16 protein-coding genes are annotated in these 17,706 nt (G+C 65.7%); 12 read left to right on the forward strand and 4 right to left on the reverse strand.

All coding sequences use genetic code 11. The annotated features are described in order from the left end of the window. From modC to msrA, 3 genes are all read left to right on the forward strand, one after another. The coding region (gene modC, locus VLR48_RS06750) for a molybdenum ABC transporter ATP-binding protein (protein ID WP_325291039.1) at positions 1-688 on the forward strand (688 nt) is incomplete at its 5' end. 79 nt (positions 689-767) lie between these two features. Next, positions 768-1,634, forward strand: a complete 867-nt coding sequence (modD, locus tag VLR48_RS06755; protein WP_325291040.1) for a ModD protein — start codon at positions 768-770, stop codon at positions 1,632-1,634. 152 nt (positions 1,635-1,786) lie between these two features. Continuing rightward, positions 1,787-3,049 carry a peptide-methionine (S)-S-oxide reductase MsrA gene (msrA, locus tag VLR48_RS06760; protein ID WP_325291041.1) on the forward strand — a complete coding sequence of 421 codons (1,263 nt, stop codon included), beginning with the start codon at positions 1,787-1,789 and terminating at the stop codon, positions 3,047-3,049. An 88-nt stretch (positions 3,050-3,137) separates the two neighbouring features. Here the strand turns inward: msrA and VLR48_RS06765 are convergent, their stop codons facing one another. Both VLR48_RS06765 and VLR48_RS06770 read right to left on the reverse strand, forming a co-directional pair. Continuing rightward, positions 3,138-3,773 (reverse strand): cation transporter, encoded by a 636-nt coding sequence (locus tag VLR48_RS06765; protein WP_325291042.1) that lies wholly within the window; start codon positions 3,771-3,773, stop codon positions 3,138-3,140. Between the two features lie 55 nt (positions 3,774-3,828). Then, entirely contained in the window at positions 3,829-3,963 is a 135-nt protein-coding gene (locus VLR48_RS06770) for a hypothetical protein (RefSeq protein ID WP_325291043.1), read from the reverse strand. A 168-nt stretch (positions 3,964-4,131) separates the two neighbouring features. On the opposite strand from VLR48_RS06770, the gene glpQ reads away from it, so the two are divergent. After that, a complete protein-coding gene (gene glpQ, locus VLR48_RS06775; protein WP_325291044.1) occupies positions 4,132-5,187 on the forward strand; it encodes a glycerophosphodiester phosphodiesterase in 1,056 nt (351 codons plus the stop codon). Between the two features lie 237 nt (positions 5,188-5,424). Next, positions 5,425-6,399 carry a universal stress protein gene (locus tag VLR48_RS06780; RefSeq protein WP_325291045.1) on the forward strand — a complete coding sequence of 325 codons (975 nt, stop codon included), beginning with the start codon at positions 5,425-5,427 and terminating at the stop codon, positions 6,397-6,399. Positions 6,400-6,433: 34 nt separating this feature from the next. Here VLR48_RS06780 and VLR48_RS06785 read toward each other — a convergent pair whose 3' ends face one another. Further along, positions 6,434-6,724: a nitrogen fixation protein NifZ gene (locus tag VLR48_RS06785; RefSeq protein ID WP_325291046.1), complete on the reverse strand. Its 291-nt coding sequence runs from the start codon at positions 6,722-6,724 to the stop codon at positions 6,434-6,436. 246 nt (positions 6,725-6,970) lie between these two features. Between VLR48_RS06785 and nifU the strand changes: the two genes are divergently transcribed. From nifU to VLR48_RS06815, 6 genes are all read left to right on the forward strand, one after another. Further along, positions 6,971-7,855 (forward strand): Fe-S cluster assembly protein NifU, encoded by an 885-nt coding sequence (nifU, locus tag VLR48_RS06790; protein WP_325291047.1) that lies wholly within the window; start codon positions 6,971-6,973, stop codon positions 7,853-7,855. 172 nt (positions 7,856-8,027) lie between these two features. Next, the gene (gene nifS, locus VLR48_RS06795; protein WP_325291048.1) at positions 8,028-9,254 is read left to right on the forward strand and encodes a cysteine desulfurase NifS; all 1,227 of its coding nucleotides are present in this window, start codon (positions 8,028-8,030) and stop codon (positions 9,252-9,254) included. A gap of 210 nt (positions 9,255-9,464) precedes the next feature. After that, entirely contained in the window at positions 9,465-10,163 is a 699-nt protein-coding gene (locus VLR48_RS06800) for a PAS domain S-box protein (protein ID WP_325291049.1), read from the forward strand. A gap of 156 nt (positions 10,164-10,319) precedes the next feature. Continuing rightward, positions 10,320-10,862, forward strand: coding sequence for a sensor histidine kinase (locus tag VLR48_RS06805; RefSeq protein WP_325291050.1), 543 nt, complete (start codon positions 10,320-10,322; stop codon positions 10,860-10,862). A gap of 222 nt (positions 10,863-11,084) precedes the next feature. After that, the gene (locus VLR48_RS06810) at positions 11,085-12,080 is read left to right on the forward strand and encodes a HupU protein (protein WP_325291051.1); all 996 of its coding nucleotides are present in this window, start codon (positions 11,085-11,087) and stop codon (positions 12,078-12,080) included. A gap of 4 nt (positions 12,081-12,084) precedes the next feature. Beyond that, positions 12,085-13,530, forward strand: coding sequence for a nickel-dependent hydrogenase large subunit (locus tag VLR48_RS06815; RefSeq protein ID WP_325291052.1), 1,446 nt, complete (start codon positions 12,085-12,087; stop codon positions 13,528-13,530). 663 nt (positions 13,531-14,193) lie between these two features. Here VLR48_RS06815 and parA read toward each other — a convergent pair. Next, complete coding sequence (gene parA / locus VLR48_RS06820; protein ID WP_325291053.1) at positions 14,194-14,847, reverse strand: ParA family partition ATPase; 654 nt, start codon at positions 14,845-14,847, stop codon at positions 14,194-14,196. 344 nt (positions 14,848-15,191) lie between these two features. Here parA and VLR48_RS06825 point away from each other — a divergent pair. Continuing rightward, on the forward strand, positions 15,192-17,706 hold a 2,515-nt coding region (locus tag VLR48_RS06825; protein WP_325291054.1), incomplete at its 3' end, for a hypothetical protein.

A 17,706-nucleotide genomic window follows, 5' to 3' on the forward strand; every position in this document is an offset into this window, starting at 1 on the left:
CGATGGCCTGTCGGGCGGCGAGCGCCAGCGCGTGGGCATTGCACGGGCGCTGGCGGTCCGGCCGCGCCTGCTGTTGATGGATGAGCCGCTGGCAGCGCTGGACCTCAAGCGCAAGCAGGAGATCCTGCCCTACCTGGAGCGTCTACACGACGAGCTGGCCATCCCGGTGCTCTACGTCAGCCACGCCCCGGACGAGGTCGCGCGCCTGGCCGATCATCTGGTGGTGATGGACGGCGGCCGCGTGCTCGCGAGCGGCCCGCTCAAGGAGACACTGGCACGGCTCGATTTGCCGACGGCCTTCTCCGAGGATGCCGGCGTCGTCATCGATGCCGTGGTCGCGTCCCACGACGACAACTATCACCTGTCGCGCCTGGACTTTCCCGGCGGCAACGTCGTCGTCGCTCGGCGCAAGGAGGCGATCGGCCACCGCCTGCGCCTGCGGGTTCATGCCCGCGACGTGAGCCTGACACTGGAGCGCGCTACCGGTACCAGCATCGCCAACCTGCTGCCCGCCACCGTCGCCGAGATCGCCGACGCCGACACACCGGGCCATTGCCTGGTGCGCCTGGATGCCGGCGGCACGCCGCTGATCGCCCGCATCACCCGCCGCTCGCTGGATCAGCTCGGTGTGGCCCGCGGCAAGGCGATGTGGGCGCAGATCAAGGCCGTCGCCCTGCTCGGTGATTGAGCCGGAGACTGCGTCATGATTCCGCGCCCCGCGCAATCCACCGATAACCTGCCAGGATTCGATTCGAAGGAAGACCCTCATGACCAACACCCTGCCTCGTGCTCTCGACGATCACGCCCTGCAACAGCTGCTCGACGAGGATGTGCGTTTCGGCGATCTCACCACCGAGTCACTCGGGATCGATGCCCGGCTGGGAACGATCCGGTTTTTCGCTCGCGACCCCATGACCGTCTGCTGCAGCGAAGAGGCAGCCCGTCTCTTTGCACTCTGCGGCGCGCCGGCCAAAGCTCGGGTCCCGTCCGGGACCACGGCCGCACCGGGGACCTTGCTGCTTGAAGCAACCGGAAGCGCCGGGGCGCTCCACCGCGCATGCAAGACCGCCCAGACCCTGATGGAATGGTCCTCCGGGGTGGCGAGCAGTGCAGCCGAGATCGTGGCGAGCGCCCGGCGTGCGGACCCGCACGCCATGGTGGCTGGAACGCGCAAGAACACCCCCGGCACGCGCCGGCTGACGACCAAGGCGTTCCGCGCCGGCGGGGCGGTGATGCATCGTCTCGGCCTGTCGGAGACGCTCCTGGTCTTTGCCGAGCATCGGTTGTTTCTCGATCGGAACGAGCCGACGGAAACGATTGCGCGGCTGCGTCGAGAGTGTCCGGAGAAGCGCGTCGTGGTCGAGGTGAGCACGCACGCGGAGGCCCTCGCCCGGGCCGATTGCGATGTCCTGCAATTGGAGAAGTTCGCGCCCGACGGCGTTGCCGAGGTCGTCGCGGCACTGACCGCCGCGGGCTCGACGGCCTTGGTGGCCGCTGCCGGCGGGGTCCATGCCGGCAGCGCCGAGGACTATGTCCGCGCCGGCGCAAGGCTCCTGGTCACCTCCGCACCACACTTCGCGAAGCCCCGCGATGTCCAGGTGCGCTTCGCAATCGACGGCGCCGACGCCGCCTGAGCACCGGCCGGACGAGACGCGCCGGCCGAGCTTTGTCGTCAGCTCCGACGATCCGGAGAGTCGCACATTGAGCCAAATCGCTCGCTCCTGAAAGAATTCCGTGTCGAGCGCGGTCTAACCCCCAGACCCGACACTCCATCGAGAATAAGAGAATGAAGTCAGTGAAACGAATCCTGTGGGCCGGCATCCTGATGACCCTGCCCTTGACCGCCCTCGCGGGTACGGAGTCGATCGTGCTCGGCATGGGTTGCTTCTGGGGTGCCGAGAAGCGGATGTCCGAGATCCCCGGCGTCGTCGATGTCGAAGCGGGCTATGCCGGCGGCGATGTGGAGACCGTAGGCTACGAGGATGTGCTGGGGACGGAGCAGAGACGCCTGCGCGGCAAGAGCGATCTGCGCAACCATGCCGAGGTCATTAAGGTGAGCTTCGACCCCGACCGAGTGAGCCTCGAGACCGTCCTGAAGCGATTCTGGGAGAATCACGACCCCACACAGGGCGATCGTCAGGGCAACGACGTGGGCAGCAATTATCGCAGCGCCATCTATACGGTCAGCGACGCCCAGGACGCGGTGGCAAAGAGGAGCCGCGCAAGCTATCAGCAGGCGCTGACCGAGGCCGGCTACGGCCCCATCACCACGGAGATCGCACCGCTGCGTCATTACAATCGCGGCGAGGAGTATCACCAGGACTATCTGGAGAAGAACCCGAACGGCTATTGCGGACTCGGCGGCACGGGCGTGGCTTTTCCAGGCGAGCCCGCCAAGGCGACACCGACCCCTCTGACCGGGGATCAACTCGATTTCGATCGGCAGTTGATCATGTTCGAGGCACAGGACTGTCCATTCTGCGAACGCTTCCGCGCCGAGGTGCTGGACGGCTGGCAGTCCGAGGTCCCCATCGCGGCGACACTCAACCCCAACCCGCCCGAGGGCTGGACGCTGGAGAAGACCTTGTTCGCTACGCCGACCATCGTGCTCTTCGAGGGGGTAAAGGAGGTCTCGCGATACACCGGCTACAAGGGCGACAAAGACCGTTTCTGGACATGGCTCGGCTTTCAGGTCCTCACACCCGAGCAACAGCGCATCGCCTTCGAGCAGGGCACGGAACCGGCGTTCACGGGCTCGCATCTCGACGAGAAACGCCCGGGGGTGTTCGTGGATCCCATCACCGGCGCACCCCTCTTCCGCAGCGACACCAAATTCGAGAGCGGCACCGGCTGGCCGAGCTTCTTCAACCCGGTCGAAGGCGCGATCACACTGCACGAGGACACTACGCACGGTATGCGTCGGGTCGAAGTCCGCAGTGCAAGCTCGGGCATTCACTTGGGCCACGTCTTCGACGACGGTCCGCCGCCGTCGGGAAAGCGCTACTGCATCAACGGCAATGTCCTGAGCTTTGTCGCAAACGCCGAGTAGATAATCCTAAACCGCGCCAACTCCAACAATCGTCGAGTCTGCCGGGGCTGATTTCAGCCAAAAAATCGCATACCGTGGCGGGCGCGGTTTAGGCTGCCCCGCGCAGCTCTGCCATGGCCGACGAGATGACTCGAAACGCGGAGCGAAACAAAAGCCAGACGAGTCCGAGTGCGACGACGAGATCGGCCCAGCCCGAACCGGTCACCCAGACAACACCGGCCGCGACAAACACGGACAGATTCGATGCGATGTCGTTTCGCGAGCACTCCCACACGGAGCTCATATTCACGTCGTCGTGGCGATGCCGCCAAAGCAGGTACAGACAGAGCGAGTTTGCGGCGAGGCCGAGAAGACTAAACAGGCCCATCACCTCAAAGAGAGGGACGCTCGGCACCACCAGCTTGTAGGCAATCTGGGCTGCCACGACGCACGCGGCCAGGAAGATCAGAGCGCCCTTGAAGAGCGCGACCTTCGCCTTGACGACCGCGCCCCTGGAAACGGCGTATAGGCTCAGACCATAGGTCAAGGCGTCGCCGAGATTGTCGAGGCTGTCGGCCAGCAGCGCCGTCGAGTTGCCGTAAAGCGCGCCCGCCGCGATGACGAAGAACATGACGGCATTGATGCGGAGCACCATGTACAGCGTTCCGCGTTGCCGTTCACGCAAGGCGTCGATGGAACAATTGTTGTCGCAACAACCACTCATTGCTGAAGCCTCTTGGCGCAATCCCGAGGGATGCCGATGGATTCATCGAGCCACACTGATCGGCGGCCCTCCTGCGTTATCCGTGTAGATCGACCCCAAGCCCGAGATCCCGCCGCCCGACCAACAGGATGCGCAGCGCCAAGGCCACCACGCCGGCGATCCCGTAGGGCGTGACGACCATCGGAAAGGCAATCCTGAAGGGCGAAGGCACCGTGACGCCCGCTCCGCAGTGTCACGCATGCCCCGTGGCGCTCTGCGCCACGTACCAAGAAGGCCGCGGTTGCGAAGAATGCCTGCCGAAACGAGGTTAGCCGCCACCTTCCGCGACGGTCAAGACGCCGAGTCTCGCCGGCACGCACCACTGCCGGAGACCGACCCGATGCTGCGCCGAATCCTCCGTTTCCTCTTGCCGATGGCCATCGCGATGACACCGACCCCAGCCGCCACGTTCAACACCGAGCCGGACCCGGCACGTGCGCCGATCATCATCGCCCACCGCGGCGCCTCCGCATACCTGCCCGAACACACCCTGGCGGCCAAGGCGATGGCGCACGCAATGGGTGCGGACTTTCTGGAGCAGGATGTGGTTCTCACCCGCGATGGTCAGGCGATCGTCCTTCATGATCTGTATCTGGAAGGCGTTACCGATGTCGCTCGGCGCTTCCCCGACCGCGCGCGTGCCGACGGGCGCTGGTACGCGATCGATTTCAGCCTGGCCGAGATCCGCAGTCTGCGCCTGCACGAACGGCTGGATCCCGCCACCGGCCAACCGGTCTTTCCCGCGCGGTTTCCGCCCGAGGCCGACCTGTTCCGAATCCACACCCTCGAGGAGGAGCTGAGCCTGATCCACGGTCTGAACCGATCGACCGGGCGGATCGCGGGAATCTACGTGGAGTTGAAACACCCGGCATGGCACATCGCCGAGGGACAGGATCCGGTGCCCGTCCTGATGCGCACGCTGGATCGAGCCGGCTATCGTGGCCCGGAGGATGACATCTACATCCAGTGTTTCGAGCCCGACACGCTCAAACGCCTGCACTCGGAGAACGGCACGCGGATCCCCTTGATCCAACTGATCGGCGAGAGCGACTGGTCGCCGGATCTGCCGGTCGACTTCGAGCGGATGCGCACCCCCGAGGGGCTGACAGCCGTCGCCGAGTATGCCCGCGGCATCGGCCCCTGGATCGGCCAGATCCATCAGGGCCTGGACGACACCGGCGCCCATCGCACCACGCGTCTGGTCGCCGACGCCCATGCCGCCGGACTCCTGGTCCACCCCTACACCCTTCGCCGCGACGCACTCCCCGAGGGCTTCCGGGACTTCGAGGCGCTACTGCACTTCGTCCTCGTCGACCAGCGCGTCGACGGGGTCTTTACCGACCACACGGATCTCGCCGTCCGCTTGAGAAGGGCTATCATCGACTCAAGCCGGTGACGACCGAAACATCTTGAAGTCCAGGGACCTGCATAGGCACAAGGGGCGACTTAAGTTGCCCCTGCAGTCACCTACAGTCGCCCCAGCCCCGACACGCAACAGAGTACGCTCGAGCCGGTCATCCGCGACCTTCCGGCGGATACCACGACGCAGGTCGATCTGCGCATTCCCACTCACCCGGGATGATTCAACCGTCTAAGGTGCCGCACCGCACCATGAGCCGAACAGGAGTCTGAGATGAAACGCTTCAGAAACATCCTCTTCGTCGCGGATCCCGAGAAAGGGTGCCGATCCGCCTTCGAGCGCGCGGTCCTGCTGGCCGAGAACAATCAGGCCGACCTGGCCGTCGTCGACGTCATTCCGCGCGTGAGCGCCGGATTCCGCCTTCGCGACGACAGCACAACCGCAGAGGACCTTCAGGCTGCAGCGACAGAGGAGCGCGTGCGTCGACTGGAGTCTTTGATCAAACCCTACGGGCCGCGGCTCGACATCCGGGTCAAGATCCTGACCGGAACACCCTACCTCGAGATCATTCGCGAGGTCCTGCGCAGCAAACATGATCTGGTGATCCGGCCGCCGGAGGATGCGGGTTGGTTCGGCCGGTTGCTCGGCAGCGACGACATGAACCTGCTGCGCCAATGTCCCTGTCCGGTTTGGGCCATCAAGTGCAGGAGATCAGGGTCCTTTCGACGGATTCTGGCGGCAGTCGATGTGGACGACTGCCTCCGACCGGAGGAGATGAGCCACGCGATGAACCTCCGAATCCTGGAGATCGCAGGGTCTCTGGCACTGTCGGAATTTGCCGATCTGCATGTCGTCCATATCTGGGACGCGATCGGCGAGATCCTCCTCCGCGGGACCGTCGCCGGCACTCCTGAAGCGGACGTCGCCGCCTATGTCGACCAGGTCCGGGATCGTCATGCGTCCTGCCTGGAGGCACTTCTGCAGCACGTCACCGGCATCTTGGGGGCGGACGCAATGGACTTTCTGAAACCGAAAACACACCTTCTGCGCGGAGAGGCAAGACGCAAGATCCCGACGCTCGCACGCAAGCTCGGCGCCGATCTTGTCGTGATGGGCACGGTCGGTCGTGGCGGCATCCCCGGCTTGCTGATGGGCAACACGGCCGAGGCCATCCTGCAGCAGGTGGACTGTTCCGTGCTTGCAATCAAGCCGCCCGGATTCGTCACAGCGGTCGAGCTCGAGGGCTGAGCTCGCACCAACCGCGCCCAAGACCGCGCTGCGCTCAGCCCGCCTCGGCCGGCACGCGCTGCGACACCGTGCTGAGCTCCTCGGGCCAACAGCCCGCCGGCGGCCCGAGCTCGGCATCCTCCCCTTCGAACCGCACCAGATAGAGCTCCCGCTCGGGGTCCTCTTCGAGGTGTCCGATGTTGAGAATGACACCACGGGTCCCGGCGGCCGCGATCAAGGCATCCTCGGCGAGATCCGGGATACCGCCGTCGTTGTAGATGTCCGCGGCGGCGTAGACCAGGTCGCCCGGGCCCAACTGACCAAGCTCCAGTTCACTGAGATCCATCAAAGACTCCTGTTGCTGACATGTGTTGTGGGATTCACGACCCGCCGCACGCGGATGTCGTTCGAGAGCCGACATCGACGGACAACGGAACGCTCTCAAAATAAGCAAATCAATAAGATCGCTGAAATTTCCAGCGTGGCACACGGTTTGCTGAATGAGTCGCCAACACAGACGCAAGACTCAAGCCACGGCCTGAGCCTGCGTCCCGACTCACCCGCTCATCGCAACGCCAACCGGAGACACGCCATGTGGGATTACTCGGAAAAGGTTCAGGAGCACTTCTTCAATCCCCGCAATGCGGGCGCTGTCGCGGATGCCAATGCGACGGGTGACGTCGGCTCCCTGTCCTGCGGCGATGCCCTGCGCCTGACCCTCAAGGTCGATCCGCAAAGCGAGGTGATCCTCGATGCCGGCTTCCAGACCTTCGGCTGCGGCTCGGCCATCGCCTCGAGCTCCGCGTTGACCGAGATCATCAAGGGCATGACGCTCAACGAGGCACTCGAGGTCACGAATCAGGACATCGCCGACTATCTCGACGGACTGCCGGCCGAGAAGATGCACTGCTCGGTGATGGGTCGCGAGGCGCTGCAGGCGGCGATCGCAAACTATCGCGGCGAGGAATGGAAGGACGACCACAAGGAAGGCGCCCTGGTGTGCAAATGTTTCGCGGTCGATTCGGTCCTGATCGAAAACACCATCCGCTCCAACGGTCTCTCCACCGTCGAAGAGGTCGCCAATTACACTAAAGCGGGCGGCGGCTGCTCGGCCTGTCACGAAGGGGTCGAGGCCATCCTGACCCGCGTCCTCGCCGAGCAGGGCAAGGCGTTCGACCCCTATGCGATAGCGCCGGAGGCTGCACCCTCGGGGGGCGGGCGCAAGCTCGGCAACCTGGAACGGATCCGCCGCATCGAGCGGTCGATCGAGGCGATCCGCACGAACCTGCAGCGCGACCACGGCGATGTGGAGCTGATCGATGTCGACGGAAAGAACGTCTACGTGAACATGACCGGCGCCTGTGTCGGCTGTCAGATGGCGTCGACGACGCTCGACGGAATCCAGCAGCGTATCGTCGAGGATCTCGGCGAGTTCGTGCGGGTGCTGCCGGCGAAGGCGATGCGCAAGAGCGCTTAGGAGCCGCCAGCCGCCAGCCGCCAGCCGCCAGCCGCCAGCCGCCAGCCGCCAGCAAAAGGATAATCGATGACCGTTAAAGGTCAGCGCAACAGCGCAGCCATTCGCTGGAGGCCGTAGGCTGGAAGCTGGAGGCTGGAAGCTCGAACCCTACATCTCACGAGGCCATCGTCCAATGACCACTCCACCCGACACCCAAGGCATTTATCTCGACAACAACGCCACCACCATGGTCGCGCCCGAGGTGGTCGAGGCCATGCTGCCCTTCTTCACCGAGCAGTTCGGCAACGCCTCCTCGATCCATGCCTACGGCAACCGGGTCGGCCACGCCATCAAGCAGGCGCGGCAGCAGGTCCAGGCATTGCTCGGGGCGGGGCAGGACTCGGAGATCGTCTTCACCTCCTGCGGGACCGAATCGGACTCCACTGCGATTCTCTCGGCCATCAAGGCCCAGCCGGAGCGCAAAGAGATCATCACCACGGTCGTGGAGCATCCGGCGATCCTCGCGCTCTGTCAGCACCTGGAGACCGAGGGCTACAAGGTCCATTACCTCCCGGTCGACGGCAAGGGCCGGCTCGATATCCAGCAGTACATGGACCTGCTCTCGGACCGCGTCGCGATCGTCTCGGTGATGTGGGCCAACAATGAATCCGGCACCCTCTTCCCCGTCCAGGAGATGGCGGAGCTGGCGAAGTCGGCCGGCGTGCTCTTTCATACGGATGCGGTCCAAGCGGTCGGCAAGCTCCCCATCGATCTGAAGGACACCGCGATCGACATGCTCTCGGTCTCCGGACACAAGCTGCACGCGCCCAAGGGCATCGGCGTGCTTTATCTGCGGCGCAACACGCGCTTCCGCCCCCTGCTGCGCGGCGGTCATCAGGAACGCGGCCGGCGTGCAGGAACAGAGAACAGCGCCTCGATCGTCGGGCTCGGCAAGGCGTGCGAGATGGCGATGGAGCACATGGACGACGAGAAGATCAGGGTCCGAGCCATGCGCGATCGACTCGAGCAAGGCATCCTCGCGGCCGTCCCCAACTGCTTCGTGACGGGCGATCCGACCAACCGATTGCCCAACACCAGCAACATCGCCTTCGAATACATCGAGGGCGAGGCGATCCTGCTGCTGCTCAACAAGCTCGGCATCGCGGCCTCGAGCGGCTCCGCCTGCACCTCCGGCTCGCTCGAACCCTCCCACGTCATGCGTGCGATGGGGATCCCCTTTACCGCAGCCCACGGGACCACGCGCTTCTCGCTCTCGCGCTACAACCGCATGGAAGAGATCGACCGCGTGATCGAGGCCGTGCCGCCGATCGTCGCCAAGCTGCGTAACCTCTCGCCCTATTGGTCCGAAACAGGCCCCGTGTCGGATCCGGCCGCCGCGTTTGCCCCGGCCTATGCCTGACCCGAAGCAAGAAAAACCGCACGCGAGGATCCGCCGCGCGAATTAGCCGGCGTGCGACGGTAAGCGCTCTCGCGATGCGCGATCGATCGCCGACAACCGGTTCCGGATGACCGCCCTGCAACCCGATGCCTTCAAACCGGAGGGGATTCAGGGCATCCGCCGCGCAAAATCGCCAATGCTTGTCCGCGACCTCGCAGCGGACAACCCGACATGACGCGCGCATCCATCCAAGCCGATCCTCGCCCCGTCGGCATGCTCAAGAACGACGATTGCCCCGAGCCCACGGCGGAGGCGACCTGGATCCACTTCATCCGCAAGATGGACGAGACCTACGCGGATCTGGTCCGGCATCAGAGCGAGCTCGAAGAGAAGAACAGCGCACTGGAGGATGCCCAACGCTTCATCGCGAGCGTGCTGGCCTCCATGACGGATGTCCTGATCGTCTGCGACGTCCAGGGCCGCATCCAGCAGGTCAACCGCGCGCTGGAAACCTTGACGGGCTGGAGCGAGGCCGATCTGCGCGGGCGGCCCTTCCTGGCACTGCTCGCCGAGCACTGTCTGCCCATGGCCAGCACCTTCGCGCAACAGATTCGCGCCGAGGCCATCCACGACTGCGAGCTCGCGATCAAGGGCGTGGCCGAGGAGATCCCGCTCGCGGTGAACTGCACCTCGCGTTACGACCATCGCGGGCGTCTGGTCGGCATGGTCTTGATCGGCCGGCCGGTCGGCGAGCTGCGCCGCGCCTATCGCGACCTCGCCCAAGAGCACGATGATCTCAAGCGCGCCCAAGGCCGCCTGGTCAAATCCGAGAAGATGGCCTCGCTCGGCCGGCTCGTCGCCGGCGTCGCGCACGAGTTGAACAACCCCATCAGTTTCGTCTACGGCAACGCGCATGCACTCGCGCGCTAACGCGAGCGGCTGCTGCGCTATTGCGCCGCGGTCGACGCCTCCGATCCCTCTGCCGAGCTGCTGGCGCTCAAGGCTGAGCTGCGCATCGAGCGGCTGCTGGCGGATCTCGATCCGCTCATCAAGGGCACGCTCGAAGGCGCCGAGCGCGTCCGCGACTTGGCGCAGGATCTGCGCTGCTTCTCCTCCGGCCAGCAGGGCGAATCCACCCGATTCGATCTGGTCCACCTGATCCGCACGGCGGTGCATTGGGTCACCAAGGGCGAGCGCGGGGAGATCGAAACGACGCTCGACCTACCGGACACGCTGAGAATTCAGGGACATCCCGGACAGATCCATCAGGTGCTCATGAACCTGGTCCAAAACGCACTCGATGCGATGCGCGACGCTGCGCAGCCACCGCGACTGTCGATCAGCGCCGGGCAGGATGCGACCACCGTCTGGCTGAGTGTCCGAGACAACGTCCCCGGCATCGACGAGCAGGACCTCAGCCGCATCTTCGACCCCTTTTTCACGACCAAACCCGTCGGCCAAGGGACCGGCCTGGGACTCTCCATCAGCTACGGCATCGTCGCCGATCACGGGGGCAGCCTGACCGCCGAGAATCACCCGGATGGCGGCGCCGAATTCCGGCTGGAGCTGCCGCTGAGCCTTGGACCTAGATCCGGAAAAGTTCCCAATGTACGGTTCAGCAACACGTAAAGCACTCGACCGGGGAATACCTTTGCTGCGGTCATCGTTGTCGTTTTCGATTACGAAAGCGACAACGACAACGATTGGATTCGGTGCTCAACTTATTTCCGACACGTCACCAACCAAGGTGCCCCTTAAAATCACTGAACCGCGTCACCGCCGAGGCATCCCGAGTCCATGGCGCGACGCAATCCCCGACGGCTTCATACGCGACACCGGACGCGGTTCACAATGAACCTGCTGTGGCTCCAGTCCGGCGGCTGCGGCGGCTGCACGCTCTCGCTGCTCGGCGCCGAGGCACCGAACCTGTTCGAGACACTCGCCGGCGCCGGGATCCGCATCCTCTGGCATCCGTCCCTGAGCGAGGCGAGCGGCGGCGAGGTGCTCGACCTGCTCGCCCGCGTCGAGACGGGCGACCTACCGCTCGACCTGCTCTGCATCGAGGGCGCGCTCCTGCGCGGGCCGAACGGCACAGGCGCCTTTCACCGCTTCGCCGGCACCCGAACACCCATGATCGACTGGGTGCGTCGTCTGGCGAACCGCGCACACTACTGCCTCGCGATCGGCACCTGTGCCGCCTTCGGGGGCATCACCGCCGGCGGCTCGAACCCCACGGACGCCTGCGGACTCCAGTTCGAGGGCACCTACCCCGGCGGTCTGCTCGGCACCGACTTTCGCTCCGGGGCCGGTCTTCCGGTGATCAATGTCGCCGGCTGTCCGACCCATCCCGACTGGGTCACAGAGACACTCATGGCGATCACCTTGGAGGGACTCACGACCCAGGACCTGGATGCCTACGCCCGCCCCCGGATGTACGCGGATCAACTGGTCCACCACGGATGCCCGCGCAACGCGTTCTACGAGTACAAGGCAAGCGCCCGCGCACCGTCCGATCTCGGGTGTCTCATGGAGCATCTGGGCTGTCTCGGCACCCAGGCCCATGACGACTGCAACACCCGGCTCTGGAACGGCTCCGGCTCCTGCACGCGCGGCGGCTATGCCTGCATCAACTGCACCTCGCCCGAGTTCGAGGAGCCGGGCCACGCCTTTCAGGAGACACCCAGCCTCGCCGGCATCCCGATCGGCCTGCCGACCGACATGCCGAAGGCGTGGTTCGTCGCACTCTCCTCGCTGGCCAAGGCCGCGACACCGGAGCGACTGCGCAAGAACGCGGTGTCGGACCATATCGCCGTACCGCCGACCATCCGGCCGACGAAGTTCCGGTGAGACCTTGACCAGTCTCACATTGGGGCCATTCAATCGTGTCGAGGGCGACCTGGAGGTCGAGCTCGAGGTCGCTGAGGGGCGCGTGCGCGAGGCCCGCGTCAACTCGCCCCTGTATCGCGGATTCGAGCAGATCCTCCAGGGCAAGGACCCGCGCGACACACTCGTGATCGCACCGCGGATCTGCGGGATCTGCTCGGTCTCTCAGTCCATGGCCGCGGCCTATGCGCTGGCCGATGCGGCCGGGGTGGCTATGCCGCCGAACGGCGAGCTGGCCGCCAATCTGGTCCTCGCCTGCGAGAACCTGGCCGACCATCTGACCCACTTTTATCTGTTCTTCATGCCGGACTTCGCTCGACCCGTCTATGCCGACCGGCCCTGGTATGCGGACAGCGAGACGCGCTTTCGGGCACTGAGGGGCACGGCGGCGTGCGTGGTTCTGCCCGCGCGCGCGCACTTCATGCATCTGATGGGTCTGCTCGCCGGCAAATGGCCGCACAGCCTAAGTCTGCAACCCGGCGGGACCGCCAAGCCGGTGCAGGCGCAGGAGCGCATCCGCCTGCTCGCCATCCTCGGTGCCTTCAGACGCTTTCTGGAGCGCGAGACCTTCGGCGATACCTTGGAGACACTCGTCGCACTGGACAGCGCCCGCGCACTCGACGCTTGGGCTGCGCGCGACCCGGGCCGAGGCGATCTGCGCCGCTTCCTGCAGATCTCCGACGACCTGGGCTTGGCAGGTCTGGGGCGCGCGACCGACCGCTTCATGAGCTACGGGTCTTACCCGAGCGGGGGCACCCGCCTTTTCCGATCCGGTCTCTGGGCCGACAAGGGTCCGCAGCCTTTGGATTTTGCAGTGATCGCCGAAGACTTGAGCCACAGTTGGATGGCCGGAGGAGGTCCGCTGCATCCCGCCGACGGCGTCACCATCCCGGATGCCGAGAAAGCGCACGCCTACAGCTGGTGCAAGGCCCCGCGACTCGCCGGCGAGGTGATCGAGGTCGGCGCACTGGCCCGTCAGCTCATCGACGGCCATCCTCTGCTCCGCGACCTGGTGGCGGAATCCGGCGGAAATGTGCGCAACCGCGTCATCGCGCGACTGCTCGAGATCGCGCGGGTCCTGATGGCGATGGAGGACTGGATCAAGGCGATCGCGCCGGGCGAGCCGTTCTGCGTGCAGACCGCAATCCCGGACGAGGCGAGCGGCGTGGGACTGGTCGAGGCGGCCCGCGGCAGCCTGGGTCACTGGCTCGCGATCCGTCGCGGCCGAATCCTCAACTATCAGATCATCGCCCCGACCACCTGGAATTTCTCCCCGCGCGACGCCGCCGGCATCCCCGGTGCCCTGGAGCAAGCACTGGTCGGGGCGGAGGTCCGACCGGGCGAGACCACACCGATCGCCGTGCAACACATCGTGCGTTCCTTCGACCCCTGCATGGTCTGCACGGTCCACTGAATCGCGTCCGCTACTGAACCGCGTCCGGCGGTTGATGTGTCGGTTGGCGTTGGGCCGAGCCTCGCGCTCACTCGATCACGACGGAGAGACGCGGTTCAGGATCATTTTTTACGTTGCGCGAGCCGCTCGGCGCACGCCGACAATCGTCGCGAAGCGGCGACACCCCGGGATCGACGACTTGAAGTCGTCTTCTTCGGCTGCCATGACAGGTGAGGGGGTCGACCCCAAAGCGAGAATCCCGGGGACCGTGCCGCCCCCAAGAAAGGGGGCAAAAGGTTCAACAACAAGTCAAACAGCGCGGCGAGAGAATACCCTTGCTACGTCAGTCGTTGTCGTAATCGACAACAACGACGATCGGATTCGGTGCTCGATTTATCTCGGACACCTTGACCAGAAAGACCCGCCGTTCAATCCGGCCAAACCCTCCGCCGACTCTGATACCCCCCCACCGATGATTCAGCGGCAGCCGCGGAAGCCGCACGCTTGGGCGCAACCGGCCGCGCGGCAGCACCCGCCCCGGTCGCCTTTGCGCGCCTCGCCGGGGCCGATGCCGTCGCAGCCACGGAGGCTTGCGCGCCTGCCGGCTCGGCATCACCCGGTTGGCCCGTGTCGCTCTTGGCCTTACGGATGGAATCCACCAAGCGGCGTTCGGTGCGGGCGGTGTTACGCGTGGTTTTGGTCGGGGTCGTCATGGTCGAAGATCTCCGCGATCAGGTCGTTGATCTCGGCCGCCGCGGCGGCACCGCGACGGCCTGCTTGGAAGACGCTGCGCCCCTCGAGCACACAGAGACGATGGATGGAGCGGCGCTGCAGGGAGGTTCGGGCGACCGGCAGATCCAGCTCCGCGACGGCATCGGGCATCAGGCGCGAGAGGGTCGTGCGCGGCTCTATCTGGCTCATCACGATCAGGGCGCGCAGGCGCGGGTTTACGGGGCGAATCGCCTCGATGATGCGGGCGAGATGACTGGTTGCCCAGAGGTCCATCGGCGAGGGTTGGAGCGGGATCAGCGCATGGTCGGCCATCCGCAGGGCGTGCTCGGTCTGCGGTGCCTTGATGGACGGGGGACAATCAATGACGACGTGGTCATGGACATCGCGAAGGGCCTGGACCGTTTTCTCGAGCCCGAAGGCCGCAGCCACCACGGCGGGCAGCGCCATGTTTTCATCCCCGATGAGGCGCCATTGATAGGCGGACTGCTGCGGATCGGCATCGACGATGACGACCGATCCTCGCCGCGCCAGACCAGCGGCGAGATTCAAGGACAAGGTGGTCTTGCCCGTGCCGCCTTTGTTGCCGACGACGGCGACGATGCTCATCGGCCGGCCTCGTGACGGAGGTGTTGCGGCGTACAGGGGACAAGCGGCACGGGTTTCGTCAAGGTCTCGACCTCGGCCATCGGCGGACATTGGAGCTGGGTCAAGGCTAGGCGCTGTGATCGAGCGGCGTCAAGCGCGGAGACTGGTTTACGCTTGAGTCTTGTCCCGTTCTGCCGATGACCCGCCCATGTCGACGCCACTCTACGAAAAGGACTTTTATCAATGGCTGGAGCACACCGCCGACCTCGTGCGCGACGGTCGCTTGGGAGTCGGCGCGTCTTCGCCCGAGCGGACAGCTCCGGCTCCGCGCCTTGCGCATCGAGCGCGATGATCCGCACTGGCCCGTGGCCCTCAACCTGTATCAGGCGTCCGCGCAACTGGATCTGCCCGCGCTCCTGCGCCGAGAGCTGCGGGTTCTGAGGCTCGATGCCGAGGGCATTCGCTCGCTGCGTTTCGGGGATTACCGACTGGAGGGCGACGGCGATCTGGCGCTCGAAGGTGCCGCGTTACGCGGTGATCAGATCGACATCCAGAGCCTGCATTTCGACCTGGATAAGGCCAGCGTGCTGCGCGGAGAGGCGGTCTTGTCGCGCGATCTGGCGATTGCCGCGCGCCTGCAGCTCGCGCCGCTCACACTCGCCGAAAACCCCGGCGCGCAGATCCTGCGTTTCATCTCCGGCGATCTAACCCTTTCGGCGAAGGCCGATGCCTGGGATCTCTTCAACGATTATCTGCGTGAGATCCCCTGGCTGGGCCTGTCCGGACATGGCGACCTCACGGCCGCGCTGTCGATCGATCGGGGCCAGCTCAAGCCCGGCAGCCGGCTGCGGCTGGACTCCCCCTCGCTCGGCGTAACGCTGCATCCCGGCGCAGAGCCGGGCGCGGATGCCAATGGCGCACCGCGACTGGTCGGCGACGACACCCTCTATCGACTCGCCGGCGCCGGCCGCGTCGAGCTTGGGGTGGTCTCCAACGCGGCTGGCGAAACCGAGACGGTCCTCGCCGTCGACCTCACCGGCGTGGAGATGCGCGACCAAAGCGAGGACACGCGCTTCCTCGACAGCCGAACGTTTCGCCTGGAGGCTCGCATCGCCGGGGCCGACCTCCTCCAACCCCCGGACCTGCCCGAGCAGACCTCGCTCACGTGGACATCGGCCGTCGTCCCGGATATCGCCGTCTTCTCGCGCTATCTCCCGCCGGGCAGCCCGGTAACCGTGCGCGGCGGGCAGGCCGGGCTCGATGCCGTCCTCACCTGGGAGGACAGCCGGCTGCATGGCGCGCTCGATCTGCATGGCGACGACATCCGACTCACCCTGCTCGAGACCGACGTCGAGGGCAAGCTCAACCTCGATCTGCGCATCAACGCGCTGAACCCGGCCGATCAGACACTGGACCTCACCGGCACCCAACTGCACCTGGAGGCGATCGCCGACCCGCAACCGCAGCAGTCGGCCCCCTTGGTCACCCGATTCAGCCTCGACGAGGCCAAGTTCAGGCTCACGCGCCCCATCGCCGACTTGCGGGCCATGGATCGCCTCCCGGATCCGCTCCCCGTCGACGGGCGGCTCCGACTCTCGGGCGAGGTCAACCACCTCGGATTCTTCGACGCCTTTCTGGGCCACACCTTGGGTGGCCGCGGCATCAGGCTCGACGGCAGCGGCGCCCTGCTCACCGAGCTGAACATCGTCGACAGCAAACCCGCCGGTGGAAGCCGTCTGACCGTCGAGGCAGGCACGCTGGGCGCCCGCATCCTGGACTTCGAGATCGGCGGCACCGGCGCACTCGACGCCCGTTGGCTGCAAGGCGACGCGGGCGAGACACTGAGGCTGGAGACCCGTTTCAACGAGGCCCGCCTCCGGCATCGTGATGAGCCCCGCCCCCTGCTCGACTCGGCCCGCATCGCACTGGAGATCGAGACCCCCGCGCCGTCCGGCCAAACCTTGGCCGATCTCTCGACCGATGCCGCCCGCGTGACCTTGCGGTGGGACGGCGCTCGGATGCCGGATGTCGGCGTGCTCAACCGCTATCTTCCGGAACAGGCACCTTTTCGATTCCGCGGCGGCAGCGCCATGAGCCAGGGCCTGCTCCGACTCGACGCGCAGCAGGCCAGCGGCACGCTGCACCTCACGGGCGAGGATATCGGCGGCGAGCTCTTCGAGACCTCGGTCGAGGGCGGCCTGAGCCTCGACCTTGAGCTGCGGAACCTGCGCCTGGACGGCAGCGCGCTCGACCTCTCCGGCACCCGCGTCGAGCTGCACGCCGCCGGGGATGCCCGCAACGAGCGACTGCGCACACTATTGAACATCAAGAAAGCCCGCTTCACCGACTGGCTGGATGCCGCGAACAAGCCCAACCGGGCCATGCAGGGTCGGCTCACGCTCGACGGACGCGTCACCCAGCTCGGTTTCCTGGACAATTTCCTGCCGCGCGAGCACGGCGTGCGGGTCCGCAGCGAAGGGCGGATCGATGCCGACCTCATCCTTCGCCACGAAACGCTCGCGCCCGGCAGCCGGGTGCGGATCGACGCTACCCCGCTCCAGGTCGACTTTCTGGACTATCGTGCACGGGGCGACGGCCGGCTGAGCCTCGAGACCGACGGCCGCGCCCGCGATCCGGGCGCCGCGCTGGAGCTGATACTCCCCCGCTTCTCGCTCGGACGCCAGGATGGCACGGAGAGCTACATCGAGGGTGAGGACCTCAGCATCGAAAGCCGCTCACCCATATATGGTCCGCCCCGCGATGCAAGAGGGAAACCGCTGTTTTTGGCAGAAGGAAACGTTGCAGCCATATATCCGGCATCGAATGAGGGTCGTTGCCGATCCTCGTGCCCTGATGGAATTCGCGCGCCTTCCCGTCCTC

It is taken from the genome of Thiocapsa sp. (assembly GCF_035467215.1).
Lineage (GTDB): Bacteria > Pseudomonadota > Gammaproteobacteria > Chromatiales > Chromatiaceae > Thiocapsa.